This window comes from Seonamhaeicola aphaedonensis, from assembly GCF_003386195.1.
Taxonomy (GTDB): Bacteria; Bacteroidota; Bacteroidia; order Flavobacteriales; family Flavobacteriaceae; genus Seonamhaeicola; species Seonamhaeicola aphaedonensis.
Window position 1 is genome coordinate 1 of sequence record NZ_QRDX01000003.1, and the last position, 21,178, is coordinate 21,178.

The 21,178-nt window shown below is 32.6% G+C and carries 22 protein-coding genes and 1 pseudogene; 3 read left to right on the forward strand and 20 right to left on the reverse strand.

Going from position 1 to position 21,178, the window contains the following annotated elements; translation table 11 throughout:
- A pseudogene (locus DFQ02_RS15315) lies at positions 1-158 on the reverse strand (type IX secretion system membrane protein PorP/SprF); the annotation flags it as partial.
- Between the two features lie 163 nt (positions 159-321).
- Here DFQ02_RS15315 and DFQ02_RS05800 point away from each other — a divergent pair.
- From DFQ02_RS05800 to DFQ02_RS05810, 3 genes are all read left to right on the forward strand, one after another.
- Positions 322-1,224, forward strand: coding sequence for a NifU family protein (locus DFQ02_RS05800; protein WP_116040066.1), 903 nt, complete (start codon positions 322-324; stop codon positions 1,222-1,224).
- 141 nt (positions 1,225-1,365) lie between these two features.
- Positions 1,366-3,402: a thioredoxin domain-containing protein gene (locus DFQ02_RS05805; RefSeq protein WP_116040067.1), complete on the forward strand. Its 2,037-nt coding sequence runs from the start codon at positions 1,366-1,368 to the stop codon at positions 3,400-3,402.
- A 141-nt stretch (positions 3,403-3,543) separates the two neighbouring features.
- Positions 3,544-4,356 carry a mechanosensitive ion channel family protein gene (locus DFQ02_RS05810; RefSeq protein WP_116040068.1) on the forward strand — a complete coding sequence of 271 codons (813 nt, stop codon included), beginning with the start codon at positions 3,544-3,546 and terminating at the stop codon, positions 4,354-4,356.
- Here DFQ02_RS05810 and tsaB read toward each other — a convergent pair whose 3' ends face one another.
- The 19 genes from tsaB to gcvH form a co-directional block, all read right to left on the reverse strand.
- Positions 4,357-5,028, reverse strand: a complete 672-nt coding sequence (tsaB, locus tag DFQ02_RS05815) for a tRNA (adenosine(37)-N6)-threonylcarbamoyltransferase complex dimerization subunit type 1 TsaB (RefSeq protein ID WP_116040069.1) — start codon at positions 5,026-5,028, stop codon at positions 4,357-4,359.
- A 6-nt stretch (positions 5,029-5,034) separates the two neighbouring features.
- Positions 5,035-6,459 (reverse strand): TolC family protein, encoded by a 1,425-nt coding sequence (locus DFQ02_RS05820; RefSeq protein WP_116523805.1) that lies wholly within the window; start codon positions 6,457-6,459, stop codon positions 5,035-5,037.
- Positions 6,460-6,466: 7 nt separating this feature from the next.
- Positions 6,467-7,597 (reverse strand): efflux RND transporter periplasmic adaptor subunit, encoded by a 1,131-nt coding sequence (locus tag DFQ02_RS05825; RefSeq protein WP_116040070.1) that lies wholly within the window; start codon positions 7,595-7,597, stop codon positions 6,467-6,469.
- A 14-nt stretch (positions 7,598-7,611) separates the two neighbouring features.
- Positions 7,612-8,862 carry an ABC transporter permease gene (locus DFQ02_RS05830; protein WP_116040071.1) on the reverse strand — a complete coding sequence of 417 codons (1,251 nt, stop codon included), beginning with the start codon at positions 8,860-8,862 and terminating at the stop codon, positions 7,612-7,614.
- A complete protein-coding gene (locus tag DFQ02_RS05835) occupies positions 8,855-10,084 on the reverse strand; it encodes an ABC transporter permease (RefSeq protein WP_116040072.1) in 1,230 nt (409 codons plus the stop codon). The genes DFQ02_RS05830 and DFQ02_RS05835 overlap by 8 nt, the downstream gene beginning before the upstream one ends.
- Positions 10,077-10,778: an ABC transporter ATP-binding protein gene (locus tag DFQ02_RS05840; RefSeq protein ID WP_116040073.1), complete on the reverse strand. Its 702-nt coding sequence runs from the start codon at positions 10,776-10,778 to the stop codon at positions 10,077-10,079. The genes DFQ02_RS05835 and DFQ02_RS05840 overlap by 8 nt, the downstream gene beginning before the upstream one ends.
- Positions 10,779-10,866: 88 nt before the next feature.
- The gene (locus DFQ02_RS05845) at positions 10,867-11,085 is read right to left on the reverse strand and encodes a hypothetical protein (protein ID WP_116040074.1); all 219 of its coding nucleotides are present in this window, start codon (positions 11,083-11,085) and stop codon (positions 10,867-10,869) included.
- A gap of 46 nt (positions 11,086-11,131) precedes the next feature.
- Positions 11,132-11,659: a DUF420 domain-containing protein gene (locus DFQ02_RS05850; protein ID WP_116040075.1), complete on the reverse strand. Its 528-nt coding sequence runs from the start codon at positions 11,657-11,659 to the stop codon at positions 11,132-11,134.
- A gap of 37 nt (positions 11,660-11,696) precedes the next feature.
- Positions 11,697-12,455, reverse strand: a complete 759-nt coding sequence (locus DFQ02_RS05855) for an SCO family protein (protein WP_116040076.1) — start codon at positions 12,453-12,455, stop codon at positions 11,697-11,699.
- A 59-nt stretch (positions 12,456-12,514) separates the two neighbouring features.
- The gene (locus DFQ02_RS05860) at positions 12,515-13,231 is read right to left on the reverse strand and encodes a hypothetical protein (RefSeq protein ID WP_116523806.1); all 717 of its coding nucleotides are present in this window, start codon (positions 13,229-13,231) and stop codon (positions 12,515-12,517) included.
- Between the two features lie 102 nt (positions 13,232-13,333).
- Entirely contained in the window at positions 13,334-13,714 is a 381-nt protein-coding gene (locus DFQ02_RS05865; RefSeq protein ID WP_116040077.1) for a cytochrome C oxidase subunit IV family protein, read from the reverse strand.
- A 22-nt stretch (positions 13,715-13,736) separates the two neighbouring features.
- Positions 13,737-14,720, reverse strand: a complete 984-nt coding sequence (locus DFQ02_RS05870; RefSeq protein WP_116040078.1) for a cytochrome c oxidase subunit 3 — start codon at positions 14,718-14,720, stop codon at positions 13,737-13,739.
- 147 nt (positions 14,721-14,867) lie between these two features.
- Positions 14,868-15,449 carry a cytochrome c oxidase subunit 3 gene (locus DFQ02_RS05875; RefSeq protein WP_116040079.1) on the reverse strand — a complete coding sequence of 194 codons (582 nt, stop codon included), beginning with the start codon at positions 15,447-15,449 and terminating at the stop codon, positions 14,868-14,870.
- A gap of 3 nt (positions 15,450-15,452) precedes the next feature.
- Positions 15,453-16,346 carry a heme o synthase gene (gene cyoE / locus DFQ02_RS05880; RefSeq protein WP_116040080.1) on the reverse strand — a complete coding sequence of 298 codons (894 nt, stop codon included), beginning with the start codon at positions 16,344-16,346 and terminating at the stop codon, positions 15,453-15,455.
- 106 nt (positions 16,347-16,452) lie between these two features.
- Complete coding sequence (locus DFQ02_RS05885) at positions 16,453-18,552, reverse strand: gliding motility protein RemB (RefSeq protein WP_116040081.1); 2,100 nt, start codon at positions 18,550-18,552, stop codon at positions 16,453-16,455.
- Between the two features lie 130 nt (positions 18,553-18,682).
- Positions 18,683-19,450 carry an energy transducer TonB gene (locus tag DFQ02_RS05890; protein ID WP_116040082.1) on the reverse strand — a complete coding sequence of 256 codons (768 nt, stop codon included), beginning with the start codon at positions 19,448-19,450 and terminating at the stop codon, positions 18,683-18,685.
- 155 nt (positions 19,451-19,605) lie between these two features.
- Positions 19,606-20,325 carry an energy transducer TonB gene (locus tag DFQ02_RS05895; RefSeq protein WP_116040083.1) on the reverse strand — a complete coding sequence of 240 codons (720 nt, stop codon included), beginning with the start codon at positions 20,323-20,325 and terminating at the stop codon, positions 19,606-19,608.
- A gap of 61 nt (positions 20,326-20,386) precedes the next feature.
- A complete protein-coding gene (locus DFQ02_RS05900) occupies positions 20,387-20,761 on the reverse strand; it encodes a VanZ family protein (protein ID WP_116040084.1) in 375 nt (124 codons plus the stop codon).
- Entirely contained in the window at positions 20,754-21,134 is a 381-nt protein-coding gene (gene gcvH, locus DFQ02_RS05905; protein ID WP_116040085.1) for a glycine cleavage system protein GcvH, read from the reverse strand. The genes DFQ02_RS05900 and gcvH overlap by 8 nt, the downstream gene beginning before the upstream one ends.
- Positions 21,135-21,178 lie beyond the last annotated feature (44 nt).

The window sequence follows — 21,178 nt, forward strand, 5'->3', positions numbered from 1 at the left end:
CTAACTTTTGCACAGTTAGCTGCACCCGCCATAGATGGATGAATTAAATAATAATTATCCGTTAAATAATCAGTATAAATGGGTAAGCCTTCTTGTGAAATAGCAGTGTTAGTAAATAATGCTACCACTAACACTCTTATTATATTTTTTAATCTCATAAACTTTATTACCAAGTAGGTTCAGTGTTATACAAACGTCTTGATTATTAAAAAATTACAAAAAAAAAGGATAAAGACATACTTTACCTTATAAGTTGACACTACTTCAAATATATGCATATCTAAAGTTTTCTTTTAGTATTTTTGTGAAAAATTAGCTAAAATGAATACTTTCAAGGTTTCTGTGCAAGAAACGTCAAATAACAATATTATAAAATTTGAGGTAAATCAGTTTATTACCAAAAATCAAAGCTTTGAATTTAACAACATTGATGAAGCAAAACCCTCTCCATTATCTCAACAGTTGTTCTATTTACCTTTTGTGAAAAAGGTTTATATCTCAGGAAATTTTATAGCCGTAGAACGCTATAACATTGTTGAGTGGGAAGACGTACAAGATGAAGTAGCCGAACAAATTGAAGCTTACTTAAACGATGGTGGAATTGTTATCAATGAAGCCGAGGCTCCTAAAAAAATACCTGTTACCGTTTACGCCGAAGCTACTCCAAATCCGTCGGTAATGAAATTTGTTGCCAATAAAAAAATTGTAACCAACCTGTGTGAGTTCACGTCTATTGACGAAGCTAAACTCTCGCCTCTAGCGACAGAATTGTTTCATTTTCCGTTTGTAAAAGGTGTTTTTATTGAAGAAAATTATGTTTCAATTACTAAGTATGATATTACTGAATGGCAAGATATCACCATTCAATTGAGAGAATTTATCAAACAATTTATTGAAAGCGGAAAACAAGTGGTGCTTCCAGAAGCTGCTGAAAAACTTGAACAAACTACAAAACAAAAAGATTCAAATTTTGAAGCCTTAGATGATGTTTCTAAACAAATAGTAAATATTTTGGAAGAGTATATTAAGCCAGCTGTTGCCAGTGATGGTGGGAATATTCAATTTTTATCATATGATAAAGACACTAAATATGTAAGCGTGCTACTTCAAGGTGCTTGTAGCGGATGTCCTTCATCAACATTTACCCTAAAAAATGGTATAGAAAATATACTTAAGCAAATGCTTCCAGATAAAGTGGATGCTGTTGAAGCTATCAACGGATAATTTTAAATGTTTTTAGAATTATAAAGAGGCGTTCATGAAATGAACGCCTCTTTAGTTATATCTTTATTTTTCAGGAACTTTTGAACACACCACTACTTCAAATTAGTTTATTGATAAAAAAATGGTTATAATGTAAATGATATGAAATATAAATACACTAACGACCTTATTAACGAAACAAGTCCGTATTTGCTTCAACATGCCCACAACCCTGTAGATTGGAAAACTTGGAAGAACAATGTTCTGGCAAAAGCAAAAGCAGAGAAAAAACTTATACTTGTTAGTATAGGCTATTCTGCATGTCATTGGTGCCACGTTATGGAACATGAAAGTTTTGAAGATGATTTGGTGGCCTCTGTAATGAATAAAAACTATATAAACATAAAGGTTGATAGAGAGGAACGACCTGATGTTGACCAAGTATACATGAATGCTGTTCAAATTATGACTGGTAGTGGCGGTTGGCCATTAAATGTAGTGGCTTTACCAGATGGAAGACCCGTTTGGGCGGGCACTTATTTTCCAAAAAATCAATGGATAAACATTCTAGAACAAATATCAAAACTTTACTTAGAACAACCTGACAAACTTTACACCCAAGCCGATAAAGTTGAAAAGGGACTCAAGTCTATTGATGTGATTAAAACCAATACAGACCAACCAAAATTTGATATTGAATTTATAGAATCAGCCGTAAAAAAATGGTCATTTATGTTTGACCACAAGCTTGGTGGACTCAATAGAGCACCTAAATTTATGATACCCAATAACTATCACTTTTTATTGAGATATGCTTACCAAAATAATAATCAAGAACTTTTAGATTATGTAAATCTCACTTTGACTAAAATGGCTTATGGTGGTTTATATGACCAAGTTGGAGGTGGTTTCTCTAGGTATTCTGTAGATGAAAAATGGCATGTACCTCATTTTGAAAAAATGCTCTATGATAATGCGCAATTGGTAAGTTTATATGCCGACGCTTATCTCATTGATAAAAATGAATTATACAAAAATGTTGTTGAAGAAACACTTCAATTTATAAAAAGAGAGTTAACCACTCATGAAGGGGCTTTTTATTCTGCCTTAGATGCCGACAGTTTGAATGGACTTAACGAATTAGAAGAAGGTGCTTTTTATGTTTGGAATAAAAAAGAACTCAAAACTATTTTAGAAACTGATTTTGACTTGTTTTCTGATTATTACAATATTAATAACTATGGTTTATGGGAACATGACAACTATGTTCTTATAAGAAAAGACGATGATGTTTCCATCGCTAAAAGACATAATATAACTAAAGAAGCTCTTAACAAAAAAGTAAAATCATGGAAAAGTAAACTGCTTAACATTAGAAATGAACGTTCAAAACCTAGATTAGATGATAAAACTTTAGCCTCTTGGAACGGTTTGATGTTAAAAGGCTATGTTGATGCCTACCGGGTATTTCAAAATGATGAATACCTAGAAATAGCACTAAATAACGCAAATTTTATTTCCAATAAATTAATAAGAGAAGATGGTGGTCTCAATCACACTTACAAAGAAGGATTGAGTAAAATTAATGGTTATATGGAAGATTACGCAACCATAATTGATGCCTTTACTGCGCTATATGAAAACACGCAAAACACAAAATGGCTCCATACCGCCAGAAATTTAACTAATTACACGTTTGACCATTTTTATGATGTTAATAAAGGTATGTTTTTCTTCACTTCAAATGAAGACACTGCTTTAGTTTCAAGAAGTATGGAGTATAGAGACAATGTTATTCCAGGTAGTAATTCTATAATGGCTAAAAACCTTTTCAAATTAGGACATTATTTCGATAATGATTATTACAACAAAACAGCTATGACTATGTTAAATAATATAAAGCCCGAAATTCAGGAATATGCCTCGGGTTACTCAAACTGGTTAGATTTAATGTTGAATTATACTAATCCGTTTTACGAAATTGCTATTTTAGGTGAAGACACCAATAAAAAAATAAAGGAGCTTAATAAAACCTACATACCAAACAAACTAATTGCTGGCAGCACCAAAAAGAGCAGCATGCCTTTACTTTTAAACAGGTATAATTCTGATAAAACATTAATTTATGTTTGTGTAAACAAAACCTGTAAACTTCCAGTTATAGAGGTTACTCAAGCCATTGGATTAATGAAAAAATAATATTTTTTGTGACCTTAAACGCTTTCGTGGGTCACATCAAATAGAAAATCAAATAAATATTTTACTATTTTTTAATCTTTTAAAAGTTGAATTAATTTAAAGTAGTTATTAATTTTACAATTCAAAAACATAAAACAAATTATGGAAGTAAGTAAGTATCTTGAAATTGCAGAAAGTTTTATTGTAGAATACGGTATCAAAGTTGTTGGTGCTATTGCCATATGGATAATCGGTTCATGGATTATTAAAAGAGTTAATAGAGGCATTGCTAAAGTAATGACAAAACAGAATTATGACGAAAGTTTACAAAAATTCCTCCTTAATCTTATTGGCTGGGGCTTAAAAATCTTACTATTCTTAGCTATTCTTTCCCAACTTGGGGTAGAAACCACCTCGTTTGCAGCCATTTTAGCAGCTGCAGGTTTAGCAATTGGTATGGCACTTCAAGGATCTCTTGGTAATTTTGCAGGTGGTGTATTAATCATGATTTTTAAACCAATCAAAATTGGGGATTTAGTTGAGGCTCAGGGAGAAATAGGTGTTGTTAAAGAAATTGAAATCTTCACTACAAAATTAACAGGATTGTCAAACAAAGAAATTATTATTCCTAATGGCGCCCTTTCAAATGGAAACATTATCAATTATACTAGCGAGGGAACAAGACGTGTTGATTTAGTATTTGGCGTTAGTTATGACGCTGATATTAAACAATCTAAAGAGGTTATGATGAATGTATTAACCTCACACCCTAAAGTATTAAAAGATCCTGCACCTGCTGTTACCGTTCTAGAATTAGCAGATAGTTCTGTGAATTTTGCTGTAAGACCTTGGTGTAAAACGGAAGACTATTGGAATGTTTATTTTGATGTTACCGAGAATACCAAATTAGCGCTTGACAAAGCAGGTATTGAAATTCCATACCCTCATCAGGTTGAAATTCAGAAAAAAGGATAATTAAGATTTTGGTTTTAAAGCCACAAAATCTTTTAAATAATATGGCTCAAAATAGGCGACGTCTTCGGTGTTGCCTATTTTATATTTATTGTAGGCTAAAGCGCTCATTTCATTAGCAGAGGGTAGTCTTTCTTCAATAAAAACAGCATTATCATTTTTAATAATTTCCTTTGTTTTCATAACTCCATTCCCAATAAAGTATACTGTATTTTCTTTTAAATAGTCTTTAAATGACTCGGTTACTAATATTTCGGCTTGGGTATTTCTTATTTGATTGTGATTTGAATTGTAGACAGCCGAATACACCTCAAGCCTTCTAGCGTCTAACATAGACACTATAACTCCCTTTTTACAGTTTACTTGTTGTGCTAAAACATCCAATGTAGGAACAGAAATTAATGGTTTATCTAAGGCAAAGGCTAGCCCTTTAGCTGCAGAAACACCTATACGTAAACCTGTATAAGACCCAGGCCCCTTACTAATGGCAATAGCATCTAAGTTGTTAGCACTAACTTTAGCAGTGTTTAAAACCTCTTCTATAAATATATGCAACTTTTCGGCATGCGAATAGCCATTTTTATAGTCTTCCTTTAAGGCAATAGTCTTGCCGTTTTTTGAAAGTGCCACAGAGCAATTAGTTGTTGCCGTTTCTATGTTTAAAATATAAGCCAAAAATGATTACTGTGTTATTGGAATTCCAAAATAGAACTCTAAAATTTTTAATCTAAAAATATAGTCGTACTTGGTTCTAACTACTTCAGCCTGAGCATTTTCAAATTGAATTTTAGATTGATTAAAATCAAATGAATTCGTTACTCCAAGCACGTACCTATCATTTATATATTTAAAAGCTTGCTCTCTAGCATTGGCTGTTTTTGTGGCCGCATCAAAGGCTTGTTTTGCATTTTTGGCATCATTATAAGCCTGATATACAGCTGCTTCTAAATCAAGATTTGCTTGCTCTAATTGAAATTTAGACCGCTCCAAATTCACTTTATTTCTTTCTACATTATTTTTTGATACAAACCCGTTAAAAATAGGCACATTAAGTTGCAATCCAAAATTATGACCATCGTTTCTAGCAAATTGATCAAATAATGGATCTGGACCACCTATAATAGACCTAAAATTTGGAGCTAATACGTTTTGATTAGTTCCTTCTACAGTACCAATTACAGATGTTGGATTGTTAGAGTCAAGCTCAAAACCAGAAACTTGGTCGCTATAAGATGCCCTTGTACTGTAACTGTAAAATCCCAAAAGGGTTGGTAAAAGAGCGCCTTTTGCTAACTTTACATCGTATTCTGCTAACTCTAAATTTGCTTGAGCAATTTTGATATTATTTAGTTCTTGCTTAGCACGTTCTGCTATAACTGATGGACTTTGTTCTAAAATATCCTCGGTTATTAAATCATATGAAATTATTTCAACATCAAAGTATTGATAATCATTTAGTTGCAATAATTGGGCAAGGTTTAACTTAGATAAAAATAAATTGTTTTGTGCAGAGATAATTTGTTGCTCCTGATTGGCATCTGTTGCCTGTAATTCGAGAATATCGCCTTGAGGAATAACACCAGCATTTATAAGCTCTTGTGTTTGTTTTAAATTCTCCTTTGTCAATTGATTTTGACCATTCAATACTTTTAGCTGTTCTCTATTAAAAAGAATCTGCAAGTAAGCATTAGCAATAGCTAAAGCTGTGTCATCTTTCATTCTATCTAATTGATATTGGCTTGCCAAAATTGCTAAATTAGAACGGTGCAATGAATTTATGTTTCTTAAACCTCTATAAATATCTATATTGGAATTTAAACCAAAAGAGGTAAACTGAGTAGTGAGATTTTCTAACAAACCTGTGGTTATGTTTTGGTTTAAACCAATATTCCAAGAATGGTTACCTGATGCATTCAAAGACGGTAAAAAATTACCAAAAGCATCTTTTTTATTAATCTCTGCCTGCTCAACATCTAAACCAGATTGTTGAACTGAAATATTATGCTCCATAGCATATTCTACGCACTCCTGAAGCGTCCATTTTTTTTGTTGCGAAAAACTTAAAACAGATAGTAGAAGTAAGCCAATTAAAAATACACTTTTCATAACCTTGTTATTTTTCTTCCTCATCTTCGTTGTTATCTTTATCATCTGATGCCCTATTCCATACTTTTAATTCATCCCCCTCTTTAACACCTTCTACAACCTCCACATTAATTCCATCTGATAATCCTAATTCAATATTTTGTTTTTTGAATTTACCTTCTGCCACCTTAATTTCAACGAATGGTTTTTCTGTGATTCGGTTATATTGCACAAGTGCTTCTTTAATACTTAGAACACTATCCTTGTTTTCAATATCAATTTCGGCATTGGCACTATAACCCGCTCTTATATTATTATTAGCTTCAATTTCAACATCTGCTTTAATAGTAAATTGAACTGCGCCTGCATTATCGGTTGTGCCTTTTGGTGCTACAAAAACCAATTTGGCCGGAAACCTTTTCTGGTTTAAAGCCCCAATAACAATATCAATAGCCTTCCCTTCTTCTAACAATGCCACTTCAGATTCATCAACCTGACCCTCAAAAATCATTTTATTCATATTTGCAACTGTGGCAATGGTAGTTCCTGAGTTAAAATTATTACTTTGAATTACCTGATCACCTTCTCTTACAGGAATTTCTAAAACGGTTCCAGATATTTGCGCCACAATATTTGTATTGGCAGAAATTTGACCAGATATAGAACCTTGCTTAACAATTTGATAATCATTTTTTGCTTGTCTTAAAGCTTCTTCAGCTTGATTTAAAGATAACTCACTATTTTCAAGATCTTGTATTGAAATGACACCCTTCTCTAAAAGAATCTTATTTCTTTTAAAAAGTGTATTAGCATTATCAAAGGATAAACGTGCTGTATTTACCCTACTATTTGCGCTTGCCAAAGATTGCTCATTAGGTACGATTCTGATTTTGGCAATTAAATCACCCTTTTGAACAAGGTCTCCTTCTTCAACAAAAATAGCATCAATAATTCCGGTGATTTGAGGTTTTAATTCTATTTCTTCCTCTGGATTAAGACTTCCTGTAGCTACTATTTTAGAGTTAATTGTAGTGAAAAAAGGCTTTTCAACATCAAAATCATCGCGTTGGTTTGAATTGGCATCTTTAAAATATTTTAAAACAGCTACAAATGCAAGTAGCAATACAATACCTAAAATAACTTTTACTGATTTATTCATTTTTATTTTATTTTTTACTCTTCTCTAAGGGCATCAATTGGCTTAACGCTAGTTGCTTTATTCGCAGGAATTAAACCTATTAAAGTACCCAGAATTACAACGATTAATAATGATAAAAAAACCATTCCTATAGAAACCGAGGGGTTCCGCATCCAAGGTTCATTACTGTTTAACATGGCATTATTAATCAACATTAAAATAACACCTCCTGAAATAATCCCTATAAATCCGGCAATAATTGCCAATGTAACCGACTCTACAATTATTTGTCTCTTTATCATTATTGGGGTGGCCCCTAATGCTCTGCGGATTCCAATTTCTTTAGTACGCTCTTTAACTGTAATTAGTAAAATACTTCCTATGGCAAATACCCCAGCAATTAAAGTGGCAATACCCACAAACCATGTTAGAAATTGCATACCTTTTAAAAAGCCTGTGAACTGACTAAACCTATCACCTAAATTAAAACCGAAAAAAGCCCTGTTATCATTAGGATTTACTTTTTTCAGATTTTTAAGTAGTAATTTTACGTCTGCTTCTACTTGATTGATATTATATTCAGGCTTACCAGTAATCATCATCCAATCAATTCTATCGCCACGATTGTATAGTTGTTGAAATGTTGTAAATGGCATATGGACATCTAACTGAGGACCACCAAAATTGACCAACTTAAAAACTCCAATTACTTTGAAATTAGTCTTGCTAACTGAAATTAATTCACCTATAGGGTCTTCATCTTTTTCAAATAACTGTTTATAAACATCTTCAGAGATGACTACCACTTTCTTTTGTTCATCAATATCACTTTGATTTATAAAACGTCCTAAGGTTAAGTCTGGTTTAGCTACCTCATTTAGTATAGGGAAATCTCCAGTAGTGTTAAATGAGCCAGAAAATATTTTTCTACTTAAAACAGCATTACCCATTATTCTTGGGACTACCAATTCTATACCCTCAACATTTTCTTCAACCTTTTTTACATCATCTAACCTCAAAATAACGGGTCTACCCTCTTCATAACCTTTAAATGGCATACTTGTTTTACCACCTCCCACAAATACACTATTAGTAGCAAAATCTTCAAAAAGCACATTAAAGTTATTTTCAATACCTCTTGCGGAACCCAGAAGACCAATAAGTAGCAAAATACCCCACCAAACACCTACCATAGTCAAAATAGACCTAAGTGTATTTTTTTTTAGGCTTCCCTGTACTTCTTGCCAAGTATCTTTATCAAATAAAAAACCAAATATTTTAACCATTACGAAGCGCTATTATTGGTTTAATTCTTGATGCTTTTTGTGCGGGAACAAATCCTGCCAAGGTTCCAGCTGCAATTAATACAATTGTTGCTGTTAAAATGATATTAGGATGCACTTCTGGATTAGTGATATAATACTCTTTTAAACTAGGGCCTACCCATTTTAAAACACCCACTCCTATTAGCAAACCTAAATATCCTGCCAAGGCAGTAATTAAAACAGATTCTATTAAAATAATTGAAACGATTGATTTTGGTGTGGCCCCTAATGCTTTACGAATACCAATTTCTTTAGTACGCTCTTTTACAATAAAAATCATAATATTGCTAATACCAACGATACCTGCAATTAAAGTACCTAAGCCAATAATAAAAATTAAAATACCTAGGCCACCTGTCATGGTTTCAATACCTTTTGTTTGTAATGCCATATTGTTAACTCTAATAGCACGCTGGTCTGTTGGAGCCACGTTCTTTCTTTTTCTTAGATTTTTAGTTAAATCTGTGCCAAAAGTTAATGCCTCATCCGAAGACATTTTTCTGTTATAGGTAAGATTAATTTCTCCTACTGCATCCTTACCAATATAAATTTGTTGTACGGTAGTGGTAGGTAAATAAGCTAAACGCTCTTGAGAATCGCCGCCGTTGTCTGTAAAAACTCCAACTACTTTATAATTTATACCCTCTAAATTTATATATTGACCAATGGCTGAAATTTTGCCAAATAAATCCTCTTCAATCAATCTACCAATAATAATGACTTTTAAATGGTTTTTTATATCATTGAGATTTATAAACCTACCATCTTTAATTTTAACCTTTTCAATATGTTGAGCATCAGGGTGAACACCTATCACATTGTAACTTCCTTTTTTATTGATATATGAAACTTGAAAATTACGGTTTAGTTTTGGAGTTATATATTCAATCTTGTTTCTATATTCGTTTTTTATATGTTCAAAATCTTCATTATAGAGAGATACTTTCCTGCCTACTTGAAGCCCTTTGTATGGTTTTGATGTTCTTCCACTGTAAATATAAATAGCGTTATCTGCAGTTTTTACAAAAAGTTCATCAAAAGTATTTTCTAAACCATTAGCAATACCAAAAAGTATAGTAAACAGCATAATGGCAAATGCCACTGTAAAACCAGACAAAAGGCCTCTGGCTCTATTTTTATTGATACTTTGAAATATTTCCCGCCATAGATCTAAATCAAACATGTTGTTTGGCTCTTACTTGTTTTATTGTAGTATCTTCCATTATAACCCCATCACGAAGTCTTATAATTCGTTTACACATATTAGCAATATCCTCTTCGTGAGTTACCATCAAAATAGTTTTGCCCTCATCGTTTAATTGCTGAATGAATTCCATGATTTCATAAGAAGTAGACATATCTAAAGCACCTGTGGGTTCATCAGCCAATAATAATTTAGGATTTGCAGCTAATGCTCTAGCAATGGCCACACGTTGGTTTTGTCCTCCAGATAATTCTTTGGGTAAATGATGCGCCCAATCTGCTAACCCAACCTTTTCTAAATGAAACATGGCCAGCTCCTGACGCTCTTTACGTTTCATTCCCTGGTAATATAAAGGTAATGCTACATTCTCCATGGCATTTTTGTAGTTGATGAGATTGAACGACTGGAAAATAAACCCTAAAAACTTATTTCTATATTCTGCTGCTTTTTTCTCGGTGAGGTTTTTAATTGGCAAACCATCTAGAATGTAATCTCCAGAATCTGCATGGTCTAACATGCCAATTATATTAAGTAATGTGGATTTTCCAGATCCAGATGACCCCATAATAGCTACCATTTCCCCTTCCTTAACCAATAGGTTTATTCCTTTTAGAACATGCAAATGGGAGTCTCCTATAGGATAGGATTTGTGTAATTGTTTTATTTCTAACATTTTGTGTAGATTACTGTAGCTTGAATAGTCTAAAAATAAGACTCATAATACAAAGAAATGTTACAAATAATACACTATAAAGTTTTTATTATTTTTTTAACGTACCGTACTTTCTGTAAATAAAAAATATGATGCCTCCTATAAGTATATAAGGAACGGCCATTAAATACTTAATACCATTATTTATGCCTTCTGCTGCACTCTGGGTTTCCTCGCTCTCTAAAACTGCCCTACACATAGCACATTGTGCATTGGTCTTTAAAAAAAAGAGAATAGAAAAGAGAAAAAAGAGAGCTTTATTTTTCATGTCATTTTTAATGAGACAGTATATTATTTGTGGTTATTACAACTTATTAATAATAGGGTGATATCATTATATAAACCACCACACCAGTAATAGCCACATAAAACCATAATGGAAACGTAATTTTTGCTATTTTTTTATGTTTCTCAATGTTATTTGTGATAGCTCTCACATACGTAATTAAAACAAAAGGAATTACCGCAATAGACATTAAAATATGCGTTAATAAAATAAAATAGTAAAAATATTTGGTAATACCATCCCCACCAAACTTTGTAGAATCACTGGTCATATGGTAAGCGATATACATAAGCAGAAATAATACAGACAACACAATGGCGAAGGTCATTAACAGTTTGTGCAACTTTACTTTTTTGTTTCTAATAGCTATAAAGGCTAATACTAATACTAACGCAGTAACAGCATTAATGCAAGCATAAATAGGTGGTAAAAAAACAGGTAGTTCATAATCTATTCGAATGCCAAAAAGAGCCGCAACAGCTAATGGAATTATAATAGATAATGCTACAATCAATTTATTATATTTTTTATCGTTTGAAACCTCTTGTTGTCCCATAATTATAAAATTTTTTGCTTTGTTATGAATCACCAAGCTATTCGTTTAGTAATTTTTTAATATCCTCCTTTAAGGCACTTATTTGTTCGCTTTGACCTTCATCATTTACCTGCTCTTCTTCAGAAGTTATACCCTCGTAATAAATAATAGGATTTCCAGATGCGTCCTTTCTACATCTTATAAATCCGTTTTTATCTACTAAAGCAAAATTACCCGAATGCTCAAAACCGCCCTCTACATCTTTATTTTCTGCAGCATAAATGTAAAACCCTTGGTTTGCTAATTCATAAATAGCTTCTTTTTCACCTGTCATTAAATGCCAATGCTGGTTAGTAATTCCATAACTATCGGCATAAGACTTTAAAACTTCTGGAGTATCATATTCTGGATTGATAGTGAATGATGCCACACCAAAATTTTCAAAATCCTCAAATTCATTTTGAATTTTAACCAAATTATGATTCATTCTCGGACAAATGGTTGGGCACGTTGTAAAAAAGAACTCAATAACATAAACCTTACCTTCGTAATCTTTGTTAGTGATAGTCTCACCGTTTTGATTAATAAAACTAAACTCAGGTACTTGTTTATTATTGCCATCTTCTCCTTGTAAAAAAAGCAAGTCTGATAATTTAGATTTATGCTTTTCAATTTTACTAATATTTTCACTTCTACCTTCTGTAGTGCTGGTTTCATTATTCAAAATCCTATCCATGATGTCATCAAAGAAAATCATTCCAAAAACCAAAATTATAAATGCAATACCTATATATGAATAGTTTGTTTTTTTGCTCATGCTCTTTTAGTTAGTCGTGGATAGGTTTCAATTACTATCGGAATCACTTTCAACTTACCTTATTGTTCTTTAGATTTTAAATCGTTAGCTCTTCTTATATCAGAATTGAACTCTCCTTTACGCTTTTGTCTGTATTCGGTAAATAAGATGCGCATATCTTCACTCATTTTATTTTTGATGATAGCCACCTCAACACAATTATAACCATTTAATCCATAAACAGGTTTATCTTTTTCAATCTCGCGGTCTTCTCTATCATCTAATCGTCCGCGTTGGTTAAGCTCTTTATCAATAATATACACATAATCTGTTGCCAATTCATTTTCTAATGGTATAGTACTCTCTAAACTTCGATAAATTTTTAAGATATCGTCAGGGTAACCAAAAACAAAATGCCAAAATTTAAGGTCTTCATAATGGCTAATTTCTCGTTTTAGTTCTTTGGCAATATTTTCTGCTCCTGTAGGCAATACAATGACTACTTGAAATTTCTTAAAACCTTTAAACTTATCATAAACCAACTCCTTTAAGTTTGAAGCAGCTGTAGATTTATCCATTGGGTTATTACCAAAAAAACCAAGAACCGTGATATGTTCTTTAAGCTGGATGGGTTCTTCAGAATCAGCACTGAAAGCGCTCAATTCTAATACCTTTTCATTTACAATGTCTAATGGGGTATAGTTATGTGTAGCTGGATAAAGTAACAACAAAAAGGTTACTGGAAGGAAAAATAAAACCCCTAAAACTATATACCTCCCAACTTGCTTTAAGTCCATTAAATAATTGCTTATTAAGTCTTGAAATGAATCATGCAAAAATAAAAAAGGTGGTTCTTATAAACCACCTTTTAAACTATATTTTAACATAGATTATATTATTTAAAAGTCTCTTTTTATAAACCCATCTTTATACACGTCAAAAACGTAACCACCTTCTTGTAATAAAATGAATATTAAATAAAGTATTAAGAAAATGGCGGTCCAAACCACCATACGTCTTAATGATTTGGTTTCATCACGCATGTGCATGAAATCCCATGTTATATAATATGCTTTCACAATGGTTAGAATGATAAAAATCCAGTTTAAAAGCTTCATTCCTAAAACATGAGCCATTAAACTATCTGGTTTATATATACCTAATATAACCTCAACTGCAGTTACAATAGATAATAATATTAAAACTCCCCAAATTTTTTGAGTGTTGCTCTTAAATTTTATTAAACCTCTTAATATTGCTAAGTTATGCGCGTGTGCCATAATTTTTAATATACTTTTTTAATTAAACTAAGTAGAAGAATGTAAATACAAAAACCCAAACTAAATCTACAAAGTGCCAATAAAGACCAACTTTTTCGACCATTTCATAACTTTTACGTCTTTCGTAAGTTCCTAATATCACATTAAAGAAAATAATGATATTAATAACTACACCAGAAAATACGTGGAAACCATGAAAACCTGTTATAAAGAAAAAGAAATCTGCAAATAGTGGCGAACCATATTCATTCACGTGAAGATTTGCGCCTTCCACTACTAATGTACCGTTTTCTTTTATTTGTTTTAAAGACTCTTCTCTTGATAAAACGGTTTTTTCGCCCTCATCATTAATGATTTGAGTTCTTACTAGTATATTCTCGTTAGCTTCTAAACCAGCATACACTTCATCTACTGTGTATGATGGTAAAGATCCTTCAGAAACAAACCATAAACCATTATCACGAGTATGAGCAGTTCTTTCATCATGTGTGTCAGCAATTGCAAAATCTCTTAAAGCTACTCTATGTCCATTGGTATCTACAAATTGTAAAATATTACCTCCTTTAGTTTGAATAGCTCCATAATCACCTTTAATAAACGTTGCCCATTCCCAGGCTTGAGACCCAACGAATATTAAACCACCTATAATGGTTAAAAACATATATAGGGTAACTTTAGCTTTATTTAAATGATGTCCAGCATCTACCGCTAACACCATGGTAACAGACGACATAATAAGGATGAACGTCATAAATGCCACATAAATCATTGGCAATTCTTGACCATGTAAAAACGGTACGTGTGTAAATACCTCATCGGCAATTGGCCATGAATCGATGAACTTAAATCTAGAAAAACCATAGGCTGCTAAAAACCCTGAAAATGTTAGTGCATCTGAAACGATGAAAAACCACATCATCATTTTACCGTAACTTGCTTTTAAAGGTTGATTGCCACCTCCCCAAGTTTTCCCTTCTGCTTCAGCATTTACAACTGTAGTACTCATATATAAAGGTTGTTATTTAAAAGTTGCACAAAAATAATCATTTTATTTATCTAACGAAATATAACCTATAAATTTTAAACTATGATAAATATCAGTTTCATAAAACAAAAAAAAGAATGTTCTTTTTCCTTAAAAATGTGCTTTTTTTTAATTCACGAAGTATAGAAACAAAAACAAGTAAATCCACAGTATATCAACAAAATGCCAAAATGTAGCAGCTAGTTCAAACCCAAGCAAATTTTCGGCACTATACTTCTGTTTAAAATGATTATAAATTACTACAAATAAACAAATTAAACCAGCTACCACGTGTAATATATGCACCACTGCAATTAAGTAAATATAAGATACCTTAACATTACTTGTTGGCCCTGTCCAATGATAGCCCATATTTATAATTTCATTAAACCCTTTTAACTGAAACATTATAAAAGCTACACCCAGAACTAGGGTAATTAATAACCATAATGTAGTAGCTGGTCTGTTGTCTTGTTTTAAAGTCTTTTTTGCTGCTATGAATGAAAAACTACTAACAACTATTAAAATGGTACTTATAACAAAGGCATCTGGTAATTGAAAATCCTTCAACCAGTCTGGTCTTGATTTACTAACAAGAAAGGCACTAGTCCATCCCATAAAAGACATAATTAATGAAATGATACCAAACCAGAGCATCATTTTTTTAGCTCTTGCTTTCTTTTCTTGCGGAGTTCCTTGAGTTAAATCCATGAGTTATCTAATAAATTTATCAACTACATATACTATTTGTATCAATGTAATATAAGACACACTTGCTAACATTAATTGCTTTGCTGCTTTTTCGGTCATTTCTTTAAATAACCTAAACGCATAATACACCATTCCTAAACCTAAAGTACCAACTAAAATAGCTGCCACCACAGATAGTTTTAAAGTTCCTGTAAAACCAAAAACAGGTATAATAGATACTACCAACGTCCATATACAATACATGATGGTTTGTACTGCGGTACCTCTATCCTGCTTTCCAGTGGGTAACATAAAAAAACCTGCTTTTTCATAATCATTGTATAAAAACCAGCCGATGGCCCAAAAATGAGGAAATTGCCAAAAAAACTGAATGGCGAACAAAGTGCCTGGTTCAATACCAAAATCATCGGTGGCTGCAACCCAACCCAACATAAAAGGAATGGCTCCTGGTATAGCCCCCACAAAAACCGCTAAGGGGGTTTTGGTTTTTAAAGGCGTATACACACAGGTGTATAAAAAAATAGAAATAGCACCAAACATAGCTGTTTGCTTATTAATGGTGTATAAAACAACAATACCTAAAAGGGTGAAAATTGAGGCTATTATAAATGCTGTTGTGACCGACATACGGCCAGCAGGGATTGGTCTATTTCTAGTACGATGCATTAAAGCATCTAAATCCTTTTCAATAATTTGATTATAGGCATTGGAAGCCCCTACCATAAAATAGCCTCCCAAAGCTAAAAGCACCAAAGTTTTAAAATCGATAATATCAACACCTAATAAATATCCAGCAAGTGATGAGAATACCACACTTAAAGAGAGACCCATTTTTGTAATTTCCTTAAAATCTGAAATTACCGAAGGTGTTGCTACTGAAGTTTTTGACCTACCCAATACTCTGTTTGTTTTGCGAGTGCAAAGATACTTTATTAATGTATTTTGGCAATGGGTTTATTTGCAAAATAAGATAAGATGCTGAAACTAGTTCAGGATGACAACACTAAAAATCGAAATACCAATTAAACAAATCGGTTCTTAAACCAAAATTAAACCAAACAGTATTATTACTAAAGGTGGTCGTAGTAGTAGCATTAGGGTCAAAATTTCTGACCGTAATGTCTGTAAACAATTTTAGGTTTGAAGCGGGATTAACCACATAACCAGCCTGTAAATTGCCATAAAAAGATTTGGTTTTTATACCCTGCCCAATTTCAACACCTGTATCGAAAGGCCTATCGCCTTCTACTCTATAAATATCGCCCCCGTAATTAAAATTATCCGTTCCGTTGTTAAAATCTAAACCTCGGTTCCCAAAAATAAATCTAGCATCGGCAAACCATCGGTTAAGACAATAACGACCAATTAAAATCAATTCACTAAAATTGGCACCCCACAAATGTGCCAACGATTGATTATTATGGGCATAATTCAAAACGATGGTATTGTGTGAATAAGTGTAAGGTCTAACTCTGTTATATTCTAACTGCAAAAACAAATTATCAACCTTAAAAGCATTGTAATATTTAATCCCTATTTGGTAACCATACTTGTTTTTCCAACTTTTTTCACCGCCTTTAATATCGCTTAATGAGAATTCATCTAAGATAAATTGTGCATAGGCATTTACGTTATCACTAAATTTATATTTTGCTGTAGCTCCTAACAAAGCATTGCCAGCACCTTGCCCAGTTTCAAACTCAATGGCTCTGTAAAAAATAATAGGGTTTAAATAATTTACATCAAAGCCTCTGTCATTACTATTCGTCCAAAGCACCGATTCAAACAAACCCAAATTAAATCGCTTAGACACATTCCAACTCAAATAATGGTTAGCTACATATTTGGTTAAAAAGGCCTTATCTTGAACCACCTCATCACGAACATCCTTCATCCACATAAACGTATTGGTGTACTTTAATTTCCAGAATTTAGTGTTTAGCTTTAAAAATGGGTGTGGACTGGTTACATCGCTTAACAGTAACGAACGGTAGCCATCACCTATAAAATTCTTACCATGCCCAAATTGTATATTCAAAAAATTACCTGGTGAATACGATAAGTAAGCCTCAGCCACAGGGTAATCATAAGAATCTGTTTTAAACCGTTTAGCAATACCACGCCCTGGAATAATGGCAGGATCTGGCCCAAATGCTTTTAAGCTTTCAGCATACCTATTTACGTAATCTGCAAAACGCCCCTGACTTTCAAACACTGCCGAATAAAAATTAAACTTTTTACCCAACCCACCTTGAACTACAAAACCACGTGTGTTATTATAGGTTGAGCTAAAATCGGCTTCTGTGTCTTTACCAATTTGTAAATCGAACACAGGATCTATTATAAACCAATAATCTTTTCCTTGAACCTGAACTAAGTGTTCATTCCATAGCTTTTTACCTGCCCAAGTTTCAGTGTTTTTTAGAAGTGCTTTGTGCTGGGATTCAAAGTCATAATACTTAGAAACTTCACTATATAAAAATGGTTTAGATGCCGTATGACTATTGGTGCCAAGTAAATTCATTGCCCTATCAAACTGGGCATAGTCACTATGTATAAACTGTATATTTAATTCACTTGAAAAACGTTTATTATCATAGGCCTGCAATCCTTTATTAACTCTATCAAATTCTTGTTTTGAAACTTCTTCTAATTTAGAAACCTGTTTCTCTGTTTTTAAATCTTGTGTGATTGGTTCCTGTTTTACCAACGGAATTTGAATTGAAATGGCGTATTGCTTAAAGGTATTTCTACCATTATAGGTTGCCGGGATAATTTTAGGAAAATCACTAAACACACGTTTAGTCTCATCCTTTAATTCTTTGTAGATGCCATCTACATATATAACTTTAAATGTTCCCGTAACGTCTACTTCAAAAAGCACTGCTATTTGCCCTTTATATTTCTCATCTAAAATTTTTTGTGGCACTTCAAATTTCTCATAGATAAGAGTGTATACATTTTTATCAAAACAACGTTGTAAAGCATTAATTTCGACACCCTCACAATCTGGAAAGATTGGTGGTTTTTCATTTAAAAAATCGTCTTGTGAAAACCCGACAATTGGCAATAAAAGTAGACATAGGACAACAAATCTTATCATGGAAAAAGATTAAGAATTTATTTAAAGTTGAAAGATAGTATATTTTTTTTGACAAGACGTTTGAGAATAATTAAAAACCGCTACCAAGAGGTTTGATAGCGTTGATAGATTCTAAAAGTTATGCTATAGATTAGTTTTGTACATTAAAGTTGATAGGTAAATTGTATTTTACTGCTACAGGTTTATCTCTTTGCTTTCCGGGTGTCATATCTGGAATTAAGTCAACTACCCTTTTGGCTTCTTTACCAAGCAATGGATGTGGAGCCCGTGTTTTAATATCAGATACTCTGCCTGTTTTATCAATTTTGAATTGCACCTGTATTTTTTGAACACCTGTAAGTCCTAATTCATTGGCTAACTCAATATCAAATTTGCGCTGGATGAGTTTGGTTATTTTATCAGACATACACTTACTTTTAGCTTCTCTTCCTTTTTTCTTTTCACAACCCGGAAAAATGGGTACTTCTTCAACTTTTATAAAGTCTATTGGTGGCTCGTCAACAGGGGGTTCAACTAAAACAATATCATCCGGATTTAGTGGTGGATTATCTCTTATAATAGGCGTTTCAAAAATCGTAGGGTAATCATCTTTAATAGGAACAAATTTTGTGGGATTTACGACTCTTTTTTGAATAATAGGTTCATCTTGTTTTGGTTCTGGTTTAATTATGGGAATTTCAATACTAAAATTATCATCAGGTTCCCACCTTTCAGTTATTATTGGAATGGTAGTTTCAAATGTCATTTCAAACAATCCGTAGGTAACCAACAGACAAACTATTAGTCCAACTTGAAAGTACAGGGTAGAGTTTTTTTGTAAATTTGCGTCATGCTTTTTTGATTTTTTCGCAGATTCATTTTGCCGAATGAGACTGCGAGAGTCTTTTAGATTTCTCATAATTAATTACAGTTTGTAGCCCACAAAAAGTAGGCTGGTTAATATTATGTTAAAATCACAAGAAGCATACCAAAAAGAAATCCCGTTACAAAATTTGTAACGGGATTCTATATGATAGCTTAGACTCTGCTAAGTAGCTTTAAAATTTAGTTCAATTAATCCTGAACTTGGAATATAATTGGTAACGAATATGGAACATTTACAGGTTTACCACGTTGCTTACCAGGTTGCATTTTTGGAAGCAAACCAATAACTCTTTTAGCTTCTTTTTCTAAACCAGGGTGTGGTGCTCTGGCTCGAATACCTGTTACAGCACCTGTTTTGTCAATCTTAAAGATTACATTGATACGTTGTCTTCCAGACAAACCTAAATCCCCAGCCAAATCTGTATTAAACTTTTTGTTTACAAAATCAGATATTTTCTTAGACATACAGGCTCTTTTAGCATTATTATCACCCTTTTCACAACCAGGGAAAATTGGTACGTTCTCAATAACTGCAAAAGGCACGTCGATATCTTCTTCAACTTCTTCTACTATAACTTCCTCTACTTCAACAATTTCAGTTTCTTGATCAACTTCGGTTGACTCGATAACCGTTTCTTCTACTTCTTCTTCATCCTCTACAATTTCTATAACCTCTGGTGCCGCTGGTGGCGGTGGTGGCGGTGGTGGCGTTTGTATTTGCTCTGTGATTGGAATTTCTTCTTCCAATTCTTCATCCAAATTCAATTGACCTATATCGATATCAGACTTATCATAGGTTTTATAATTAATGGCATAATTTGTTAAAAATAACATCAACGCTAAACCAATTGCGAAGTAAAGAGAACTATTACGCCCTACGTTAGCTTTTGTACTTTTTTTCGGTTCCATAATTAATCGTTTATCAAGGTTGCTAAAATAACTATTTATTTATCAAAAAAGCAAGAGTTTGCTAGTTTTTAACGTGTAAACTTTTTGCTTTCATTAATATTACTAATGCTGCCAATGCTCCTAAAGTATTAGCAAAAACATCATAAATATCTAATGCTCTATATACTGTTAAGCTATCTTGTAATACTTCAAGAATTATACCAAAAATAACAGACAATAATACTGCTGATAAAAGTGCTTTTTTAATTTTTACTTTAAACGTGAATGAAAATGAAAAAAACCATGATACTGTTAATACCGCATAGGTTAGAAAATGGAAGATTTTGTCGCCAAACGATATTTCAACTTTAGGAAAGTTATCAAGTTTAATTAAACTAGCAACAATTATAAATATGGTATAGACAATGGTAGCTACAAAAACACCCCTTTTAAGCACCTATTAAGGTTTTATAATCATCTGCAGACATTAGGTTTTCTACCTCAGACAAGTCTGAACACTTCACTTTAATCATCCATCCGTTTCCATAAGGGTCTGAATTTACACTTTCAGGCTCATCTTCTAAAGCCTCATTAAACTCAATTATTTCACCGGAAAGCGGCAAGAATAAATCCGACACTGTTTTTACAGCTTCAACAGTACCAAAAACCTCATCGGCTGATAAAGTTTCATCTAATGTTTCAACTTCAACATAAACAATATCTCCTAATTCACTTTGTGCAAAATCTGTAATACCTATGGTAGCAATATTGCCTTCAATACTAACCCACTCGTGGTCTTTTGTATATTTTAATTCTGATGGAATATTCATTTTAATTATGTTATTATTTTAAGCAAAAGTATTTATTCAAAATA

Bases quoted from the DNA above. Each gene is read 5' to 3' on its own strand.
- DFQ02_RS05855 (WP_116040076.1), bottom strand. From the start codon at position 12,455: ATGAGCAAAAAAACAAACTATTCATATATAGGTATTGCATTTATAATT.
- DFQ02_RS05830 (WP_116040071.1), bottom strand. From the start codon at position 8,862: ATGGTTAAAATATTTGGTTTTTTATTTGATAAAGATACTTGGCAAGAA.
- DFQ02_RS05845 (WP_116040074.1), bottom strand. From the start codon at position 11,085: ATGAAAAATAAAGCTCTCTTTTTTCTCTTTTCTATTCTCTTTTTTTTA.
- DFQ02_RS05800 (WP_116040066.1), top strand. From the start codon at position 322: ATGAATACTTTCAAGGTTTCTGTGCAAGAAACGTCAAATAACAATATT.
- DFQ02_RS05825 (WP_116040070.1), bottom strand. From the start codon at position 7,597: ATGAATAAATCAGTAAAAGTTATTTTAGGTATTGTATTGCTACTTGCA.
- DFQ02_RS05875 (WP_116040079.1), bottom strand. From the start codon at position 15,449: ATGGATTTAACTCAAGGAACTCCGCAAGAAAAGAAAGCAAGAGCTAAA.
- DFQ02_RS05890 (WP_116040082.1), bottom strand. From the start codon at position 19,450: ATGAGAAATCTAAAAGACTCTCGCAGTCTCATTCGGCAAAATGAATCT.
- DFQ02_RS05865 (WP_116040077.1), bottom strand. From the start codon at position 13,714: ATGGCACACGCGCATAACTTAGCAATATTAAGAGGTTTAATAAAATTT.
- gcvH (WP_116040085.1), bottom strand. From the start codon at position 21,134: ATGAATATTCCATCAGAATTAAAATATACAAAAGACCACGAGTGGGTT.
- DFQ02_RS05805 (WP_116040067.1), top strand. From the start codon at position 1,366: ATGAAATATAAATACACTAACGACCTTATTAACGAAACAAGTCCGTAT.
- DFQ02_RS05810 (WP_116040068.1), top strand. From the start codon at position 3,544: ATGGAAGTAAGTAAGTATCTTGAAATTGCAGAAAGTTTTATTGTAGAA.
- DFQ02_RS05835 (WP_116040072.1), bottom strand. From the start codon at position 10,084: ATGTTTGATTTAGATCTATGGCGGGAAATATTTCAAAGTATCAATAAA.
- DFQ02_RS05820 (WP_116523805.1), bottom strand. From the start codon at position 6,459: ATGAAAAGTGTATTTTTAATTGGCTTACTTCTACTATCTGTTTTAAGT.
- DFQ02_RS05860 (WP_116523806.1), bottom strand. From the start codon at position 13,231: ATGGACTTAAAGCAAGTTGGGAGGTATATAGTTTTAGGGGTTTTATTT.
- DFQ02_RS05840 (WP_116040073.1), bottom strand. From the start codon at position 10,778: ATGTTAGAAATAAAACAATTACACAAATCCTATCCTATAGGAGACTCC.
- DFQ02_RS05885 (WP_116040081.1), bottom strand. From the start codon at position 18,552: ATGATAAGATTTGTTGTCCTATGTCTACTTTTATTGCCAATTGTCGGG.
- DFQ02_RS05895 (WP_116040083.1), bottom strand. From the start codon at position 20,325: ATGGAACCGAAAAAAAGTACAAAAGCTAACGTAGGGCGTAATAGTTCT.
- DFQ02_RS05850 (WP_116040075.1), bottom strand. From the start codon at position 11,659: ATGGGACAACAAGAGGTTTCAAACGATAAAAAATATAATAAATTGATT.
- DFQ02_RS05870 (WP_116040078.1), bottom strand. From the start codon at position 14,720: ATGAGTACTACAGTTGTAAATGCTGAAGCAGAAGGGAAAACTTGGGGA.